The following is a 4,283-nucleotide window of genomic DNA, read 5'->3' as shown; positions in this document are numbered from 1 at the left end:
CGCCAGAATGCGTGCTGCAACGCGGCCAGAGCCGCTCTGTTCCCCCAATCAAACCGCCCGAAAGACGCTACTGATGTTTGCCCGCTCCGCTGTCGCTCTCGCCCTCGTCGCCGCTGCCTCCCTGGCCCACGCCGATGCCAAGGTTCTGAAGAAGGTCGCTCCCGAGTACCCCAATGAGGCCGTCAAGAAGAACATCAGCGCCGGCAGCGTGCGCGCCAAGATGACCATTGCCGGCGACGGCAAGGTCTCGGATGTCGCCATCGTCGAAGCCGAACCCAAGCGCGTGTTCGACCGTGCCGCCACCGAAGCCCTGAGCCAGTGGAAGTTCGAAGGCACCGGCGCCGCCCAGACCCACGAAGTCAAGCTGGTGTTCAAGTCGGAAGATTAATYAGACGCTTCGCTAGCCAAGCGCTTCGCTGAATCAACAAGGCCCGCGTTGCGGGCCTTGCTCTTTATGGGTGTTTCTTGCGCCGCTCAGAAGCTGTGGCGAACGCCGAGTTCGGTACCGCTGCAGTTGCCGCCCGGCACCGTCGTCGCCATGCCCACGTTGAAGCGCACGCCAGTGCCCTTGTTGTCGGCGCGGGCGGCGTTGCCATACAGCGCGGTGCGCTTGGACAGATCGTGCACATAGCCGAGCGCGATATGACTCGCGTCGCTGGCCACGCCCTTGGCGCTCAAGGTCGTGTAGGCAAAGCGGACTTCGCCCTGCGGGCCCACCTGCCACCGCGTGCCCACCATGCGCGCCGTCGTCTTCGTCGTGCCGACCTTGTTCTCGCCCCACAGTCCCATCAGCTTGACCGGGCCCAACTGCCAGGCCKCACCGACATTGCTCTGCTTGTAGTCGCCCGTCGCATAGCGGGTGCGCGTAGACGCGACCGCGGCGTTGAAGGCCTCGTTGCGCCAGCCGATGCGCATGCCCTGCAGCTGGCCGTCCCTTTGCGTCGGGCCATCACCCTGCTCGCCCAAGGCCAGCATCACGTGGGCATAGACACCGCCGAGGCCCGGCGGCAGGAAGTAGCCGATGGAGTTGGACGCCCGCGCATTGGTGCGCGGCGTCGTGCCATTGGCGGGCGCGGGATAGAACAACAGCCCCGAACTGGCGACGCCATTGGGGCCGAAGGGATGCATGGTCATCGTCAGGTTGATGAAGGACGGCACATAGTCGCGGCCCAGGCGCAGTTCGCCCCAGTCACCGGACAACTGCACCGTCGCGCGGCGCGCCCAGGTCAGGCCGCCGCTGATGGAGTCCTTGTTGTTGGTGCTCGTCGCACCGCTGCTGCCGTCGTCCACCAACAGGGCCGACTCCAGCCAGAAGCCAACCTTCAGCCCGCCGCCCAGATCCTCGCTGCCACGCACGCCGAGGCGGCTGGAGGCGTTGCCGTCGCTGGTGACCAGGTGGCGCTTGCCGACGCCGTCGGCCTTGAGCTGCTGTACGCCGATGTCCATCAGGCCAAAGAGCTGCACGCTCCCCGCCTGCTGCGCCTGCACGCCCACAGCCGCAGTGGCCAGGGCCACAAAGCCCACCCTCCAACGTCCTGTCTTCATGGCGGTCTCCATGTGTTGWTGTGCAGGATCCGGGGCCCACCTGGTGGGACGGGTATTCATAGCACCAAACACACCGCCACAGCAACATAAAACATATCGGTAGGCATCGTTCGCCAGCGCTCGTTCCGTGGGGGACTGATGGCGCTTTGTCCGTCGCGAAGGCCGATTCCAGCGCTCCAGCGGTTCGCCCTTGTCCAGACGGAGGTTGGCAGCCGGCGCGCCTCGTCGGCAAGCCAGGAGCACAGCGAAGGCTCCGTGGCCGTCGGCCGCTCAACCGACGGGCCAGCCTACTTGGCCGCCGCGTAAACTGTCGCCCATTCTGAAGCCCTCCGCCGGGGGGCTTTGTTATTTGCTCGACGCCGATGACCCAGCCCGCTGACTTCAGCGCCCACACGCCCATGATGGCCCAGTACCTGGGCCTGAAAGCCGACTTCCCGGACACGCTGCTGCTGTACCGGATGGGCGATTTCTACGAAGTCTTCTTTGATGACGCGCGCAAGTGCAACGCACTGCTGGACATCACGCTGACGCAGCGCGGCCAGAGCGCGGGGCAGCCCGTCGTCATGGCCGGCGTGCCGGTGCACGCGCTGGAGAGTTATCTCGCCAAGCTGATCAAGCTGGGCGAGGCCGTGGCGATTGCCGAACAGGTCGGCGAGGTCGGCGCGAGCAAGGGGCCGGTCGAACGCAAGGTCGTGCGCGTCGTCACGCCCGGCACCATCACCGACACCGAGTTGCTGGCCGACAAGCAGGACGCCGTGCTGCTGGCCGTCTCCGGCCACGRCCGCCGCCATGGCCTGGCCTGGCTGTCGCTGACCCAGGGCGAGATCGGCCTGGCCGAATGCAGCGACGTGGAGCTGCCCGCCTGGCTGGCCCGCCTGTCGCCAGCCGAGGTGCTGGTGAACCGCGAGCAGCAGCCGTCGGGCGTCATGAAGGCGCGCTTCCCGGTCACGAACCGGCCGAGCTGGCAGTTCGACGCCGCTTTGGGCCAGCGCAAGCTGTGCGAACAACTGGCCGTGGCCGGCCTGCAGGGCTTCAACGCGCATGAGCTGACGCTGGCTCACGCGGCCGGCAGCGCTTTGCTGGCGTTTGCCGAACACACCCAGGGCCGGGCTCTCGCCCACGTGCGCTCCCTGCGCGTGCAGCGCAGCGGCGAGCTGCTGGACCTGCCGCCCGCCACCCAGCGCAACCTGGAGTTGACGCAGACGCTGCGCGGCGAGCCGAGTCCCACCCTCTTCTCGCTGCTGGACACCTGCAAGAGCGGTATGGGCAGCCGCACGCTGCGCCAGTGGCTGCTGCATCCCAAGCGTGACCGGGCGGAAGCCGTCTCGCGCCACGACGCCATCGCCGCCCTGCACGACGAAGGCTTCGAGCCCCTGCGCGAAGCGCTGAAATCGGTCAGCGACGTCGAGCGCATCGCTGCCCGCATCGCGCTGCGCCAGGTGCGCCCGCGCGAGCTGACCGGCTTGCGCGCGACGCTTCAGGTGCTGCCGCAACTGCGCGCTGTGACACCCGCGGCATTGCGCGACGCCTGCCTGAACCCGCCGGCCGACATCCAGGAGCTGCTGGAGCGCGCCATCGCGCTGGAGCCGGCCATCCTGACGCGCGACGGCGGTGTCATCGCCGACGGCTTCGACGCCGACCTTGACGAGCTGCGCGGCATCCAGCAGAACTGCGACGGCTTCCTTCTCGACCTCGAAACCCGCGAGCGCGCCCGCACTGGCATCGCCAACCTGCGCGTGCAGTTCAACCGCGTGCATGGCTTCTACATCGAGGTGACGCAGGGCCAGGTCGACAAGGTGCCGATGGACTACCAGCGCCGCCAGACGCTGAAGAACGCCGAGCGCTACATCACGCCGGAACTGAAGGCCTTTGAGGACAAGGCCCTGTCCGCCAACGAGCGGGCGCTGGCGCGCGAGAAGCTGCTGTACGAGCAGGTCATCGACGCCCTGATCAGCCGCCTGGAGCCGCTGACGGCGCTGGGCCGCACGCTGGCCGGGCTGGACGCCCTCGCTGCACTCGCCGAACGCGCCGTCACGCTGAACTGGTGCCGGCCGGAGTTCGTCACCCAGCCCTGCCTGGAGATCGAAGCCGGCCGCCACCCCGTCGTGCAGGCCCGCCTGCACGAGACCGGCGGCACGGAGTTCATGCCCAACGACTGCAAGCTCGATGCGCGTACCAAGCTGCTCGTCATCACCGGCCCGAACATGGGCGGCAAGAGCACGTTCATGCGCCAGGTGGCGCTGATCGCGTTGCTGGGATCAATAGGCAGCTATGTGCCGGCGACGAGCTGTCGCCTGGGGCCGATGGACGCCATCCACACCCGCATCGGCGCGGCGGACGACCTCGCCAACGCTCAATCCACCTTCATGCTGGAGATGACCGAAGGCGCGGCCATCCTGCATTCGGCCACCGACCAATCCCTGGTGCTGATGGACGAGATCGGCCGCGGCACGTCCACCTTCGACGGCCTGGCACTGGCGTCGGCCATCGCCAGCCACCTGCACGACAAGACGCGCGCGTTCACGCTGTTCGCCACGCACTACTTCGAGCTGACCGAGTTCCCCGCCAAGCATGCGCAGGCGCAGAACTGGCACGTGTCGGCCGTGGAGAGCGGTGAGGACATCGTCTTCCTGCACGAGCTGCAGCCCGGCCCGGCCAGCCGCAGCTATGGCGTGCAGGTCGCCAAGCTGGCCGGCATGCCCGCCAGCCTCGTGCGCCAGGCTCGCGCGACGCTGGAG

Annotated in this window: 3 protein-coding genes; 2 read left to right on the top strand and 1 reads right to left on the bottom strand. The window is 67.8% G+C overall.

Going from position 1 to position 4,283, the window contains the following annotated elements:
- The first annotated feature begins 73 nt into the window (after positions 1-73).
- A complete protein-coding gene (locus ACXJKR_RS25755) occupies positions 74-388 on the top strand; it encodes an energy transducer TonB (protein ID WP_056196838.1) in 315 nt (104 codons plus the stop codon).
- Between the two features lie 86 nt (positions 389-474).
- Here ACXJKR_RS25755 and ACXJKR_RS25750 read toward each other — a convergent pair whose 3' ends face one another.
- Positions 475-1,545 carry a porin gene (locus ACXJKR_RS25750; RefSeq protein WP_457325227.1) on the bottom strand — a complete coding sequence of 357 codons (1,071 nt, stop codon included), beginning with the start codon at positions 1,543-1,545 and terminating at the stop codon, positions 475-477.
- A 362-nt stretch (positions 1,546-1,907) separates the two neighbouring features.
- Here ACXJKR_RS25750 and mutS point away from each other — a divergent pair.
- A partial coding sequence (gene mutS / locus ACXJKR_RS25745; RefSeq protein ID WP_457325226.1) for a DNA mismatch repair protein MutS occupies positions 1,908-4,283 on the top strand: 2,376 nt, incomplete at its 3' end.

Source organism: Roseateles sp. P5_E11 (genome assembly GCF_054049355.1).
The sequence above is the reverse complement of the archived record's forward strand: the minus strand, read 5'-3'. Positions and strand labels throughout refer to the sequence as shown.

Excerpts from the sequence above, each read along its gene's own strand:
- ACXJKR_RS25755 (WP_056196838.1), top strand. The coding sequence starts at position 74 with ATGTTTGCCCGCTCCGCTGTCGCTCTCGCCCTCGTCGCCGCTGCCTCC.